This window comes from Parabacteroides caecihominis, assembly GCF_023656785.1.
In the GTDB taxonomy this organism is placed as follows: Bacteria; Bacteroidota; Bacteroidia; order Bacteroidales; family Tannerellaceae; genus Parabacteroides; species Parabacteroides segnis.
Map to the genome: position 1 here is coordinate 75,769 of NZ_JAMOKS010000028.1, position 13,254 is coordinate 89,022.

The 13,254-nt window shown below is 41.6% G+C and carries 18 protein-coding genes; 15 read left to right on the forward strand and 3 right to left on the reverse strand.

Translation table 11 applies throughout. The features are described from left to right. Window positions 1-2 precede the first annotated feature (2 nt). The 8 genes from NBH14_RS28705 to NBH14_RS20620 all read left to right on the forward strand — a co-directional run bounded on the left by NBH14_RS28705 (window position 3) and on the right by NBH14_RS20620 (window position 4,924). On the forward strand, window positions 3-479 hold the full coding sequence (locus tag NBH14_RS28705) for an acyltransferase (RefSeq protein ID WP_186960961.1): 477 nt from the start codon (window positions 3-5) through the stop codon (window positions 477-479). Window positions 480-599: 120 nt separating this feature from the next. Continuing rightward, a complete protein-coding gene (locus tag NBH14_RS20595) occupies window positions 600-1,406 on the forward strand; it encodes a glycosyltransferase family 2 protein (protein WP_186960960.1) in 807 nt (268 codons plus the stop codon). Window positions 1,407-1,408: 2 nt separating this feature from the next. Then, entirely contained in the window at window positions 1,409-1,678 is a 270-nt protein-coding gene (locus NBH14_RS28710; RefSeq protein WP_284705601.1) for an NAD-dependent epimerase/dehydratase family protein, read from the forward strand. Further along, complete coding sequence (locus NBH14_RS20600) at window positions 1,626-2,123, forward strand: Rossmann-fold NAD(P)-binding domain-containing protein (protein ID WP_284705602.1); 498 nt, start codon at window positions 1,626-1,628, stop codon at window positions 2,121-2,123. The genes NBH14_RS28710 and NBH14_RS20600 overlap by 53 nt, the downstream gene beginning before the upstream one ends. Window positions 2,124-2,230: 107 nt before the next feature. Then, entirely contained in the window at window positions 2,231-2,524 is a 294-nt protein-coding gene (locus NBH14_RS20605; protein WP_186960959.1) for a nucleotidyltransferase family protein, read from the forward strand. Then, a complete protein-coding gene (locus NBH14_RS20610; RefSeq protein WP_250817731.1) occupies window positions 2,517-2,705 on the forward strand; it encodes a hypothetical protein in 189 nt (62 codons plus the stop codon). The genes NBH14_RS20605 and NBH14_RS20610 overlap by 8 nt, the downstream gene beginning before the upstream one ends. 55 nt (window positions 2,706-2,760) lie before the next feature. Next, complete coding sequence (locus tag NBH14_RS20615; RefSeq protein WP_350464052.1) at window positions 2,761-2,889, forward strand: HepT-like ribonuclease domain-containing protein; 129 nt, start codon at window positions 2,761-2,763, stop codon at window positions 2,887-2,889. A 283-nt stretch (window positions 2,890-3,172) separates the two neighbouring features. Then, window positions 3,173-4,924, forward strand: coding sequence for a PD-(D/E)XK nuclease domain-containing ATP-binding protein (locus tag NBH14_RS20620; protein WP_186960958.1), 1,752 nt, complete (start codon window positions 3,173-3,175; stop codon window positions 4,922-4,924). Window positions 4,925-5,025: 101 nt separating this feature from the next. Here NBH14_RS20620 and NBH14_RS20625 read toward each other — a convergent pair whose 3' ends face one another. The 3 genes from NBH14_RS20625 to NBH14_RS20635 all read right to left on the reverse strand — a co-directional run bounded on the left by NBH14_RS20625 (window position 5,026) and on the right by NBH14_RS20635 (window position 6,546). Continuing rightward, on the reverse strand, window positions 5,026-5,340 hold the full coding sequence (locus NBH14_RS20625; RefSeq protein ID WP_186960957.1) for a hypothetical protein: 315 nt from the start codon (window positions 5,338-5,340) through the stop codon (window positions 5,026-5,028). 280 nt (window positions 5,341-5,620) lie between these two features. Then, window positions 5,621-6,082 carry a glucosaminidase domain-containing protein gene (locus NBH14_RS20630; protein ID WP_186960956.1) on the reverse strand — a complete coding sequence of 154 codons (462 nt, stop codon included), beginning with the start codon at window positions 6,080-6,082 and terminating at the stop codon, window positions 5,621-5,623. A gap of 20 nt (window positions 6,083-6,102) precedes the next feature. Beyond that, window positions 6,103-6,546, reverse strand: coding sequence for an HU family DNA-binding protein (locus NBH14_RS20635; protein ID WP_129698129.1), 444 nt, complete (start codon window positions 6,544-6,546; stop codon window positions 6,103-6,105). A gap of 259 nt (window positions 6,547-6,805) precedes the next feature. Between NBH14_RS20635 and NBH14_RS20640 the strand changes: the two genes are divergently transcribed. The 7 genes from NBH14_RS20640 to NBH14_RS20670 all read left to right on the forward strand — a co-directional run bounded on the left by NBH14_RS20640 (window position 6,806) and on the right by NBH14_RS20670 (window position 13,082). Beyond that, on the forward strand, window positions 6,806-7,030 hold the full coding sequence (locus NBH14_RS20640) for a DUF4248 domain-containing protein (protein WP_128135353.1): 225 nt from the start codon (window positions 6,806-6,808) through the stop codon (window positions 7,028-7,030). Window positions 7,031-7,253: 223 nt separating this feature from the next. Continuing rightward, window positions 7,254-7,475 (forward strand): hypothetical protein, encoded by a 222-nt coding sequence (locus NBH14_RS20645; RefSeq protein ID WP_129698127.1) that lies wholly within the window; start codon window positions 7,254-7,256, stop codon window positions 7,473-7,475. Between the two features lie 316 nt (window positions 7,476-7,791). After that, a complete protein-coding gene (locus NBH14_RS20650) occupies window positions 7,792-8,316 on the forward strand; it encodes a hypothetical protein (protein ID WP_186960955.1) in 525 nt (174 codons plus the stop codon). A gap of 8 nt (window positions 8,317-8,324) precedes the next feature. Then, entirely contained in the window at window positions 8,325-9,680 is a 1,356-nt protein-coding gene (locus NBH14_RS20655) for a replicative DNA helicase (RefSeq protein WP_186960954.1), read from the forward strand. Next, window positions 9,677-11,179 carry a DNA primase gene (locus NBH14_RS20660; RefSeq protein ID WP_186960953.1) on the forward strand — a complete coding sequence of 501 codons (1,503 nt, stop codon included), beginning with the start codon at window positions 9,677-9,679 and terminating at the stop codon, window positions 11,177-11,179. The genes NBH14_RS20655 and NBH14_RS20660 overlap by 4 nt, the downstream gene beginning before the upstream one ends. Before the next feature lie 35 nt (window positions 11,180-11,214). Further along, a complete protein-coding gene (locus tag NBH14_RS20665; protein WP_186960952.1) occupies window positions 11,215-12,678 on the forward strand; it encodes a capsule assembly Wzi family protein in 1,464 nt (487 codons plus the stop codon). Continuing rightward, window positions 12,675-13,082, forward strand: a complete 408-nt coding sequence (locus NBH14_RS20670; RefSeq protein ID WP_186960951.1) for a lipocalin-like domain-containing protein — start codon at window positions 12,675-12,677, stop codon at window positions 13,080-13,082. Before NBH14_RS20665 ends, NBH14_RS20670 begins: the two co-directional genes overlap by 4 nt. Window positions 13,083-13,254 lie beyond the last annotated feature (172 nt).

Sequence of the window (13,254 nt, forward strand, 5' to 3'; positions counted from 1 at the left end):
CTATGCTAGCAACTCTATTAAGTAAATTTCGCAAATGGTATTTTAGCTTGTGCGGAATGCATTTTCATCCACAGAGCGTAGTTTGCCCTGTGCCTATTCGTCCATTTTATGTGGTGGGCAGTTATAAAAATATTTATTTGGATAAAAATGCGGAAGTACGTTCGGGGTGTGTATTAATAGCTAGGGATAAAATCATTATAGGAGAGAATTCTACGTTAGCTTATTGCGCAAAGATTTTGACTTCTGCAGATCCGAATGGACCATACAATGCTTTATCAAAGTTGTATCCTTATAAAAAAGCTCCTGTAACAATTGGTAAAAATGTATGGATAGGAGCCAATTCAACAATACTTCCAGGAGTTACAATTGGTGATTTTGTAGTGGTTGCTGCCGGTTCGGTAGTAACCCGTGATGTTCCTTCAGGATGTATGGTTGCGGGAGTTCCTGCGGTAATCAAGAAAAAGCTACCAGTTTCTTAATCTATTATTTAAGCTAAGAAACTATTCAAATTTTATTTGTAAAAGATAATAATATTCTTTGTAACCATAAGACTATAATAAAATCATCAAATAATTTAAAACATCTTCTAAGATATTACCATGTTTTCTGTTCTTTTATCTCTTTACATAAAAGAGCAATCTTCTCACCTTAAGCAAAGTCTGGATAGTTTATTGGCGCAAAGCCAGCTACCTGATGAAATAGTATTGGTTAAAGACGGGCCATTGACTTTGGAGTTGGATGCTGTGGTGTCCGACTATGCAACTCGTTATAGGTCTTTGAAGGTTGTGACTCTACCAAAAAATCAAGGATTAGGCAGAGCTTTGAATGAGGGTTTAAAGTATTGTTCTTATGATCTCGTGGCCCGAATGGACACTGACGATATAGCAAAACCTAATCGCTTTGAGAAACAATTGGAAATCTTTAAGAATCATCCGGAAATTGACATTGTCAGTTCCTGGATTGACGAATTTCAAGGAGATACTAATCACATATTATCAATAAGAAAATTACCTGAATATCATAAAAAAATATATCAGTTTGCTAAAAAAAGAAGTCCGATAAATCATCCTGCAGTCATGTTCAGAAAATCCTCTGTTCTTGCTGCTGGTGGATATAAGCATTTCCCTTTATTTGAGGATTACTATTTATGGGTTAGAATGCTTATAAATGGTGCTAAATTTTATAACATTCAAGAAAGTTTACTTTATTTCAGATCTTCCTCTGAAATGTTTAAACGACGTGGAGGTATTAATTATGCATTAATAGAATTGAAATTTGAACGGGAATTACTTAGAATTAAATTTATAGATAAAAGTATTTTCATCAAAAATATTCTCATTCGATTTATCTCTCGTTTAATTCCTAATAAATTGAGAACTATAATATATAAACATTTACTTAGGTGAACATGAAAATAACAATCATAGGTGCCTCCGGTTTCGTCGGTACTCGTCTTATTAATCTACTAAAAGATTGTACTTCTTTTGATGTTGCAAACATCGACAAACAACAAAGTCATTTCCATCCAGGAATAACAACGATAGCAAATGTATTAGATAAAAACAAGCTAACAGAACTCTTGGTCGGAACAGATTTAGTTGTTTTACTTGCTGCCGAACACCGTGATGACGTCTCCCCTACTTCACTTTACTCTGCTGCGGCAAATCTCCGGAGGTAAGTTCCTGATGGTAGGAAAAGGGAATAATAAAAAGTCAATGGCCTACGTGGGAAACATTGTCGCTTTTATCAAGTTCCTGATTGAGAATAAAACGGAAGGTTACAATGTATATAATTACATCGATAAACCTGATTTCACGATGAATGAACTGGTAGACCATGTAAGTAAAGTTTTAAAGAAACATATTCCTGCCACTCATTTTCCGCTTTGGTTGGGAATGATGGGAGGATATTGCTTTGATGTACTGGCTTTCCTGACCCGGAAGAAATTGACCGTAAGCTCTGTCCGCGTAAAAAAATTCTGTGCCACAACACAGTTTGATGCAACCAAAGTACAGGAGTCCGGATTCAAAGCACCTTATACCTTGGGAGAAGGGCTGGCCCGGACGTTAGAGTTTGAATTTGTACATGATGCATCGGAAGGAATTACCTTTAAAAGCGAATAGTATTTTATTCGTAGGTAAAAATTAGTTTTATTTTCTTTTTTACGTAATATATAGAAGAAAAGTATATATTTGTGATATATAATACAGTAGTTCCTAAAAATCGGATAATGAGAACAACACAAGAAATAATTAATCTATTAAAGGATTTCAAAGCGAAGCAGGCTTCAAAATATGGAATCCGAAGGATGGGTGTGTTTGGCTCCGTAGCCCGTGGGGAACAACATGAAAACAGCGATGTGGATGTTTACATTGAAGGTGAACTCCAAGGGCTCTTTGCACTAGCTGGTATAAAAAACGAGTTGGAAGAATTGTTGGGATGCCAGGTGGATATTGTACGTCTCAGAGATCGGATGGATACTTTTCTCAAAAAAAGAATACAGAAGGAGGGCGTCTATGTTTGATCAAGAAGAAACATTGCATTTACTGGAATTAATAGAGTCAACTCTTTCAATCATAGAAGAACGTTGTAAAGAGATTGTTACCGTTGATGATTTTTTACTTTCCGACCAAGGTATGATTTTAATGGATAGTGTTTGTATGAAGGTTATAGCAGTGGGCGAAAGCGTTAAAAACGCTGGATAAACATACTGGTAAATCATTACTTATTAATTATCCGGAAATCCCGTGGAAAAATGTAATGGGAACACGTGATATTATTGTACATCATTATTTTGATATTGATGCAGATGAACTCTTTAGAATCGTAAAAGTAGATGTTCCTATATTACGAGCCACGATTCATCGAATAATAAAGGATTTAAATTAATTATATACACAAAAAGTCTGTTACCCCTCCATATCAGAGAAGATAACAGACTTCAAACAATCAAACATCCGTCTCTTCATCCTCCCATTCCTCTTCCGGATATCAGGTACAGACTGCCAATCAGTCCCCCAGCCTTCAAGACAACGACACTAATCTATTCCAGGGAGAGCTTTAGGAAATAGAAAATGAAGAATTGAAAATTAGACAGTGCATTCGGTTTAATTATTTATCTTTGTATGTTTACTGCCCAAGAGAATGGGTGGAAATATAAAATAAAGATGATATGGCAAAGAAAATACCTTACGGATTGACGGATTATGTATTAGTAATGACCGATAATTATTACTATGTAGATAAGACACAGTATATTAATATGTTGGAGCAGACAGCTCGTTTCCTGTTTCTGATCCGTCCGCGTCGTTTTGGAAAGTCTTTATTCCTGAGTATGCTTTACTGTTACTATGATGTGAGATATGCCGATAAATTTAATGAGTTGTTTGGCAATCAGTACATCAGTAAACATCCTACCGGTGAGCAAGGAAAATATCTGGTACTCTATTTCAATTTTAGTGCCGTTCGTGGTACGGGACAAGCGTTGGAAGATACCTTCAATAGCTATGCTAAAATTCAGATGGAGGCTTTTGCCGATCAATATGCTTCGTATTTTGAACCCAGTTTTCCAAAAGAAATCCGGGAACTGAAGACAGCAGCCAGTCAGTTAAACTTTATCGGTAAACGTGCCGCTATGCTAGGGTTGCCTATTTACCTGTTAATCGACGAATATGATAATTTCACCAACACGATATTATCCAGTGAGGGTAATAATGTGTATCGTGCCCTGACACATGATTCAGGCTTTTATCGCGGATTTTTCAATATTGTCAAAGCCATTACCACTGGTCCGGATGCACCTGTTAAGCGAATGTTCATTACCGGTGTGTCGCCTGTTACGTTGGACGATGTGACGAGTGGGTTCAATATCGGGACGAATATAACGACTGATGAGCAATTTAATTCGATGGTAGGTTTCAGCGAATCAGAACTATTCGATATGTTATCTTATTACCAATCGGAAGGAATGCTAGCCGATCCTATCGATGATATTGTCCGGATGATGAAGCCTTGGTATGACAATTATTGTTTTGCCAAAGAATGTATTGGTCAGACAATGTATAATTCGGACATGGTTCTTTATTTCCTGAACAATTATCTGCAAAAAAAACGTCCGCCTTCCGATATGCTGGATCGTAATATTCGTACGGACTATAGTAAATTGCGGCATTTTATCCGTATCGACAAGATGCAGGAGGAAGGGCGTTCGGTCATAACCCGTTTGATCGATACCGATGAAGTAAACGGGAATGTGATTAAAGATAGTTTTCCGGCAGAGAATCTGGCTGATCCGGGTAATTTTATTTCATTATTATACTATTTCGGTTTACTGACTTACGACCGGGTTGAGTATGGTGAAACAATTATGAAAGTCCCTAACCTGGCTGTTCGCGAACAGATTTACGGCTACCTTGTAGAAGCGATGAAAGAACGCGAATCGGTCGTTTTTCCGTTTATGGAGTTATCCGATAGTATGCGCCGTATGGCCTATTTTGGAGAATGGGAGGCTGCATTGGAATTTTTTGCCAAACAGGTAGATCAGAAAGCAGTCCTTCGTGATGCGATCTATCAGGAAACAACCATTAAAACATTAATGGTTGCTTATATGGGATTGACGGATTATTTTATCATCTGGCCGGAATTTGAAGCAGGTCGCGGTTTCTCAGATCTTTATTTAATGCCTAATCTGGCTAATTATCCGGATATGCAGTATTCGTACTTGATAGAGTTGAAGTTTTTGAAACGGGATGATACGACAACAAAAGTAGAGTCGTTGACACAAGAGGCTGAAAAGCAATTACGTAAATATGCTTCTGATGAAAAGGTATTAGCCAGTACCGGTAATACCCGTCTACGTCTGCTTGCAGCAGTTTACAGAGGTTGGCAGCCGGAGGCTTTATGTGAATTTGAGATTTTGTCCTGAAGGGACTAACAGTGAATAGTCCCCGTGTCAAGCACGGGGAGTAGATTCAAAACAATAAGATATGACGTATCCAGCATTCGCTCACCAATTTTCTTCGTAACTCATGCAGTGAATAATTTGTACAGACCGCCGATCAGTCCCCCAGCCATCAGGCTGTAACCGGCAATATCTATGGGTTCGACATGTTGTTTGGTTCCCCAGTCGCCCTGGTGGAGAGCGAGAGTATCGCTCCGATAGCAGTCAGCGTCACTTCCGTCTGCTCCATCAGGAGAGACAGCAGGGTGATCGCCATCAGGAAGAGGACGAGGATAGGGATGGGAACAAGGGCAGTCACCGGCTGCCGGCTTTTGCTTGCGGGGAAAGATGATCCGGGCAAGGCTGGTGAGGAAGGCAAGGATTGTTTCAAGAGTTTTCATTTTGTATAAATTAAAATTTAGAAAGATTTGAGTCATTTAGCGACATTGTGGACCCGAAGGGTTCAATTGTGAATAGCCCCCGGTGAAGCCGGGGGATCCCGATATATGCCGGATGGTGCGTCCCTGAAGGGGGCGAATAATACATTGTGATTGAACCCTTTCAGGGCTCATCGGCCGGATGCCATTCCCAATCCCCCGGCTTCACCGGGGGCTATTCACAGTTAGTCCTTTCAGGACAAGCAACAACACTTAACTAGTTCAATTCTGATAAAAGGTGAACTCAGCAAACTATTATCCTTTCGATCGTCCGGCAAATCGACACCAGCATCCTTTGATAAGCAGCACGGTTGTCACCATTCACTTCGCTGATGTATTTGCTGTAAGCGATCTCTTTGGCATAAGCCGAAGGGTGGGCACTGAGTGAGGCAGCTACCGGATAAGCGGTGTGGATCAGACGGGCGAAGTCCATAAAACTGTCTTCCGCCAATTCGTAGGTGCGGAACCATAAGGAAGTATGGCCGCTGTTTTCAGAAAGATCAGTCTTTTTGCCTTTCCAGAAAGCATTAGGACGTCCGTAAGCGGTGATACCGAAGAAGTTGTTATGCTCCTTTGCCAGGGTACTTTCCCCCCACCCTGTTTCGATGGCCGATTGGGCGAGGATGACGATCGGATTGATTCCGAAACATTCCCCCGCCTTTTGAGCGGGGAAAAGATATTGTTTGATAAATTCCTGTTTTAACATAACGGATAATTGATACGTTACTACTCGATTTCCGGACGGTCCGAACCTCCCCCTGTAGGCGGAGTAACGGTTTCGATATCCATCTTTTCATATTTGGCATTCTTGCGGATCTCGTTGAGCATGGTGCCCGGTGAGAAGACGATACGAGCCTTGTTGAAGAGGGATACATTGAAGTCCTTTTCGTTTTCAGTACCCTTGCTGCCGGCAACCATACGGAAGTTACCCAGGCGGCCCATCTGGATCACATCGCCTTCTTCCAGGCGTTCTTCCATGACGGAAAGAAGACCTTCGATGACAAGCATCACATCACCGATAAAAGCGGTGCTTCGAACAGCGATCAGATCGCAGAGCTTGTTGAAATCGAGTTTCTTCAATGAACGGACCTGTGCATAAAATAATTTGGAACCTTCGGCAGCGTCTTTGCGCATGTCGGGACGTTTTACTAAGTGGAAACTTAAAGCCATGGGAAATAATTTTTTAATTTGACAATGTGCCAATATGCCAATGGAAATACTCCGAAAGCTATTGACGGTTAACTGGTTGGTTATCGATAACATGACAAAGATAGGGTGCTGGAAAACGGCTGTGACATGAAATGTCATTATCGGAGACGAAGGGTTCATTAAGTCCCGATAAATATATAAATAGTGCGTATAAACATTGAATTTCATTTCTTTATATGGATTTAATTTCTTATCTTAGAGGTAATTAATACATAAGGAAATGGACGAAGAAAAATTTAAAATCCGTAGTTACGGATGGACGGAACTGGCACTTTGCTATAATCCGGATCTGCATCCGAACTCAGCATCACGTTTGCTGCATCGCTGGGTGGTAAGAAACGAAAAACTGGTCAAAACATTAAAAGCCGCCGGATTCTGCGAACGACAGCGAAAACTGACTCCGAAACAGGTCGGAGTGATTGTCGATTTTTTAGGGGAACCTTGAGAATTGAAAAGTCCCTTATTTCGAAGATGAAAGATATATGTTTTGAAGATGAAATAAGGGACTTTTGAATGCAAAAGATATATCTTTTTGGAGAAAAGGAGATCGGTTTAGTTTGCATAGGAATGTTGTTTTGCAGCATAATACCAAATGATTATGCGTAAACCGATTAACAATAATAAAAAAAAAGGATGATAAACATGTTCCTGAAGAATATGTAGTTTTTATGATTGCACTCTTTGCTGCACTGAAACAGAACGGTCTGTTGGGAGGTTATTCATACAAGAAAGTTGCTGAATTTATAAATCCATTTTTCAAATTTAAGTATGCAGCGAGTACCGTTTGCAAAGACATGAAACTATTCGACAAATATTCAGACTATTATACTGAAATACAAGAGTTTATAACAGAGTTAAAAAACAAAGCCAAATCAACTGATAAGAAGTAATATTTATTAACCCGCTGTAAGACAACATTCTAAGAAACGCAGAACGGGTTAAAACGGTACTACATCCGGAGAAGTTCATATTTACCTTTGCAGAGAGATTAAAAGAAGTCAGTTCTTTATTTTTTGTAATCTGAAAAAATGCCGGAGGCTTATATATCTTTATAAAGAAGTTCTTTCTATATTTATATAGTCTTGCAGACCTTCGGACAAAACGATTTCAGCACATGGCTTATAGCATTCATTTTCAGACAACTAAGAATAACCAATTAATTTCATTTTCTCTTTCAGTAATTTTTCACTTTTAAATTGTATTGTTATGAGAAAGAAAAAGATTGAAAATGAACCGCTTGCAAAGGAATTATCTATCACGGAACTCCTCGGACAAACATTCATCAAGACACCCCGCTCTATATTCAAACGGATGCAGAGTGATGACATTATCGACCGCCAGATGGCTCATTTACATCTGCTGTTGTTTGGCATTTGTTACCATACGGATGGGTATTGTATCGTAAATAAAAGAGCCTATACCTGCCGTAGAGGAGAATTTATCGGGAAACAATCTACCCTAGCCAAATGGATGGATGTAAGTGGCAGCACATTGAGCCGCCTATTGAAGAGAATGAAATATCTTAAACTGATATCCATTCAACGTATTATCGGTGGAAGCCGTATATATTTGACCGGTTACGATGAATTTACTTTTGTACCTACCGAACCGGAAACCGGAGGAAATAAAAAGACCGATGTCTCAAAAAGTTCAGCCGCCACCCAAATGGCAGCAGCCGAAAGAAACATGGGCGGACGAAGCATGCAGAATCCAACAAATCAACCTAATTAATGACGCTTATGGAAACTATAGAATCTGTACGCCAGGTGGAAGAGGCTGTGATCTGTGCACTTTTGTCTTCCGAATCTGCCATATGGCAGGTTGCTCCGGTTCTGAAGCCGGAAATGTTCAGCGACCCGTTTTTCGCTTTTGTCTACAAAGCCATCTGTTCCCTGAACAACCGGGGCGAAAAAGCGGATCTGGTAACCACCGATATCGAGATGCGCTGTCTGGATGAAAAACGCTGGAAAGAAATGAACGGGATTGCCATCGTCAACGCTGCCATGACGCAGATACGCCATACCGGCAACCTGATGCAATATACCGAAGAGGTGAAACGGCAGTATATGCTTCGCCTGCTGGGTGCTTTGTTCACTACCTTGCAAGCAAAGGCAAACCGCTTCGATTCCTCCTACACGGCTCTGATCGAAAAGGCGGAATCGTCATTGATGGAACTGCGGGAAACCTGTATTGTCGGCAAACAAGTCAGCCGGATCGGAAAAACAGCCAACGAGGTATTGAATATGCACCGTGAACGTCTGGAAAACGGAGTGGATACGATGTGCATCAAGACAGGACTGGAAGAGTTCGACTATGTGACCGGAGGACTTTACAATGGCGAACTCACCGTTGGGGCCGGACGTCCCGGCGACGGCAAGACAGCCATAGCCATGCAGATTGCCATGAATGTAGCCCTGTCGGGAAAACATGTCTGTTTCTTCAGCATGGAAATGACCGGTTTACAAACGATGAACCGCCTGTTTGCCGGATTCGGAGGGGTAGATGCCAACCGTTTGCGTATCACAGGTGCTAACCCGGAGGATTTGTTGAAGATGGAAAAAATGGCGGGTGAGTTCCAGGACCTTCCGTTGTATTTTGACTATACTCCGGCAAACACGCTGGAAAATATCCGTGCCCAAGTGATGCTCCAAAAGCGCAAGAAGCAATGCGACCTGGTGATTGTGGATTATCTACAGGTGATGAAAATGGAAAAACAGGGGTGGGAAAATGCGAATCAGACGGTCGGATACAATATACAGGGATTCAAGCAAATGGCACAGGATGCCAATATCCCGGTTCTTGTCCTTTCGCAAATGAACCGTAACAGTATGAACTCAGGCGATAAGGCGCATATCCCGAATTTGCACGATTTACGTGATTCGGGCGTGATCGAACAGGTGGCGGACTGTGTTTATTTCGTTTATATCCCCGAACGTTACGGGATCACCCAGGATGAAGTCACCGGGGAGAGCCTGAAACAGGTCGGAAAACTATACATAAGAAAAACGCGTAACGGATCGACCGGGATTGCCCGTTACCGCTATAATGAGAGTTATACCCGCATCACGAACTATAATATCCGGAGAAGATCATGATAAAGATAGAAATAGAACAACTGAAAGCTTCATACCCTATCGAAGAGGTGATCGGAAAGACGGTAAAACTGGAACGAAAAGGGATAAACTATGTAGGACATTGCCCGTTCCACGAGGATCATCATCCGTCGCTGGTGGTGAATCCTCAAAAACAGACTTTTAGATGTTTTGCCTGCGGGGAACATGGGGATGTGATCGAATTTATAGAGAAGACGGAACATTGTAATTTCATGGAGGCGGTGGGGAAATTAAAAATTGAAAATGGAGAATTGAAAATTAATAAGAAAAACGCGAATCCTGTCGACAGAGATAGCGACGCGAAGCAATTTTCAATTTCCAATTCTCAATTTTCAATTAAAAAGAACTTACAGTTCTTTTCCTCCCTTCTCCCCTACGCTTGCGGTTATACGGAGTTAACGCCTGCTTATCTTGATTTTGAGGTCGGACAATCTCCTGTGAATGTCCCGAAAGAATGGTATGCGATGCGCAACCGGGTGATCTTTCCGATCCGCAACGAAGCCGGTGAGTTGATAGCTTTTGCCGCCCGCAGGCTAACGGACAATAATTCGGAAGAACCGAAATATATCAATACATCTACAGCCAACGGATATAAAAAGAGCGAAAATCTCTATGCCCTTCACCGGGCGAAAGAGGCAATTGCGGGGAAAGACTTTGTGTTTGTAGTGGAAGGATATAAAGATGCGATCGCGATGCATGCGGCCGGATTTTCCAATACAGTAGCATTATGCGGAACGGCCCTGACAGCCGGACAGATTGCATTGCTGAAAAAGTACACGAACCGGATCTGTCTGTTACTGGATGGCGACAAGCCGGGACGGGAGGCTGCCCGCAAAATATCTTTATTGCTCAATCCGCATTCGGTAGAGGTACAGACGATCTTTTTACCGGAAGGGGAAGATCCGGATTCTTTATTTCGGCGGTCGGGCAAAGAGGCTTTTGTTTCCCTGATCGATAAGTTTCTGTCGAAACCTCATTTGTCGGAAGAAATGCTGCTGACGGCTTGCCTGTTGTTTCCGGAGACTCTTTATATGTTCAAAGGTTCTTCTTGTCTTTTTACGGAATTAGTGAAAAGTATCCTGCAAACGGATGATTTGCTTTTTGAAAATAAGGAGAACCGGATGATACTGGAGCATCTGGGAACAGGGAATCCGGAGCCGGAGTTAACACCTGCGCTAAAAAGCATCGTAAATGAATTGCATACCGAATACGACCAGTTGGTTTACAATGAAAAGGAACAATTCGGGTTACTTTATCCGGAGGCATCCAATATCCTGAATATCTATCTGACCCGGTTATTATTTCTGTATTTGGAAAACCGTATCCTACAGGAAATACAAAAAAGCGTACACCGGTTATTGGAAACCGATCCTAAAAAGAAAGAAATACGTCTCGATATCCTTGTCAATATAGCCAAACGGCGGGAACAGTTGCGACACGTTTCGGAAAATCTGGACAGACCGGGGGCAGTTTGGGGATGATGGGGACTGATTCAAATCTTTCTAATCAATAACAAATGAAATTAATATCAAACTTACTTCTTTGGGGAGGCATTCTACTGCTTCCCCTAAACTCTTATGCTCAGTTTACGAAAGGGCTGAGTTATCGGGCGGAGACCGGTGTCAGCTTCAGCGGAGGAGAGCATACTCCTTTCTGGCTGACGGCAAACAAGCAGGGATTGTCATCAATCGAAAAAAATAACGGGTATCTGCGTGCCGGGGTCTTCCGGGAGTTGGAAAGCGATAAACGCTTCTCGTATGCTTTCGGGGCGGACCTGGCTGTGGCTTATAATTTTACATCGACTTTTGTGGTGCAACAATTGTATGCGGATCTGAAATACCGTTGCCTGGGATTGAGTATCGGAAGTAAGGAGCGGCATAGCGAGTTCAATAATTCGTTACTGAGTAGCGGTGGCTTGACATTCTCGGGAAATGCGCGTCCGATTCCGCAGGTTCGTATCGGTATTCCAGAATATACGCTTGTTCCGGGAACAAAAGGTTGGTTGGCTTTTAAAGGGCATATTGCCTATGGAATGTTTACGGATGACGGCTGGCAGAAGGACTTTATCGCTCCGGGCAGTAAACATACGGAACATGTGCTATATCATTCCAAAGATTTGTATGTGAAGATCGGTAACCGGGAGAAGTTTCCGTTGATTTTAGAAGGAGGTCTTGAGATGGCCGCCCAGTTCGGAGGAAATGCTTTTGTTGGGGACAAGAAGATCGATATGCCAAACGGGATAAAGGATTTCTTTAAAGTGTTTATTCCGAGCGGGGGAGATAGTAGCACACCAACAGGAGAACAGACAAATGTCTATGGAAACCATTTAGGCAGCTGGAACTTTTCACTAACCTGGTATGCACCAAAAGATTGGACAATCCGTCCCTATTACGAACATTATTTTGAAGACCATTCGCAGATGTTTGGTGAATATGGCTGGAAAGATTGCCTGGCAGGAATAGAAATAACGTTTCCCAAGAATCGGGTGATCGGTAGTTTCGTTTACGAATATATTTCAACGAAAGACCAAACGGGACCTGTTTATTGGGATCATACATCGGAGATACCGGAACAAGTGAGTGGTACAGATAATTATTACAACCACTACATCTATGCCGGTTGGCAGCATTGGGGAATGGGAATTGGTAATCCGCTAGTCATTTCTCCAATTTATAATGATGATGGAGAAATAGTCTTTAAAAGCAATCGCTTGCAGGGACATCATTTCGGGGTTATGGGAAATCCAATTTGCGATTTGCGGTATCGAATTTTATTGTCGCTTACCCGTAACTGGGGAACTTATGGTTTGCCATTTTATGAAATCAAAAAGAATGGAAATGCATTGGTAGAATTAACTTATACGCCCCATCAGTTAAAAGGCTGGGATTTTACAGGATCGCTAGGTGTTGACAGAGGCGGGATGTTGGGTAAAAGTGCTGGTGGCATGTTAACAATCAGGAAAACAGGATGGATACGATGAATACAAGGAATACAATAAATACGATGAAAAGATACATAATAGCGGTGTTATTGACCCTGATAGTCAGTGCCTGCGGAAAAACGCCGATTAACGGAGACCTGGATGGTCGCTGGCAGATCATGAAAATAGCATATGCGTCGGGAGAGGAAGAGACGCCGGAACGGGCATACTACAGTGTTGCTTTGCATACAATCAATCTGATGAAGGTTGATGTAACCAGTCAGACCGGCAATATGGAATATACCGGAGATTCATTGTTTGTAGTCATGCCGGTCAGTAAAGTTGAAGATTTATTGCCATTTGGCATGAACGGAACGGAGCAACGCTTCGGCGTCAAAGAATTAACATCAAAGCATCTAGTATTACAATCGGATTATGCCCGATTGGAGTTTAGGAAGTTTTGATTCATAATTTATCAAATATGAGCTATTTGTGTCTCTTTAATGGGGCAAAGCCCCATGCCGCAGGCTCTCTTTTGCCGTCAGTTTCAACTGACGGATAGATAAACCTTCCGGTTTTGCCGGATTCCTCTGTGGGTTTCAACCCCTTTTCCAGATATTTATAAGAATATGAAAG